Source organism: Pseudocitrobacter vendiensis (assembly GCF_943590815.1).
GTDB classification, from domain to species: domain Bacteria; phylum Pseudomonadota; class Gammaproteobacteria; order Enterobacterales; family Enterobacteriaceae; genus Pseudocitrobacter; species Pseudocitrobacter vendiensis.
Genome location: NZ_CALSBS010000088.1, coordinates 1 through 490, shown reverse-complemented (window position 1 = coordinate 490; position 490 = coordinate 1). Strand labels below are relative to the sequence as shown.

Here is a 490-nt window from a genome sequence, read left to right as displayed (position 1 = left end):
CTAAAATCGGTGCGGACTGGCAGTTGCGCGGACAGCAGAAACGGGTAGTGACGCCGGGGCAGAACGAAAAATACTATCTGGCCGGCGCACTGCACAGTGGCACGGGTAAAGTCAGCTACGTGGGCGGCAACAGCAAAAGTTCAGCGCTGTTTATCGCTCTGCTGAAGCACCTGAAAGCCACTTACCGGCGGGCGAAAACAATCACGCTGATCGTTGATAACTACATTATCCATAAAAGCCGCGAAACACAGCGCTGGTTGAAAGCAAATCCCAAGTTCAGGGTAATTTACCAGCCGGTTTACTCGCCGTGGGTGAATCATGTGGAACGGCTATGGCAGGCACTTCATGACACGATAACCCGTAATCATCAGTGCCGCTCAATGTGGCAGTTACTGAAAAAGGTCCGCCATTTTATGGAAACCGCCAGCCCATTCCCCGGAGGAAAACATGGTCAGGCAAAAGTGTAGCGGTATTAGGCGCAGCTATTTAG

General features: G+C 52.0%; 1 pseudogene. It reads left to right on the top strand.

From position 1 onward, the window contains the following. A pseudogene (locus tag NMC31_RS26080) lies at positions 1 to 467 on the top strand (IS630-like element ISEc33 family transposase); the annotation flags it as partial. Positions 468 to 490 lie beyond the last annotated feature (23 nt).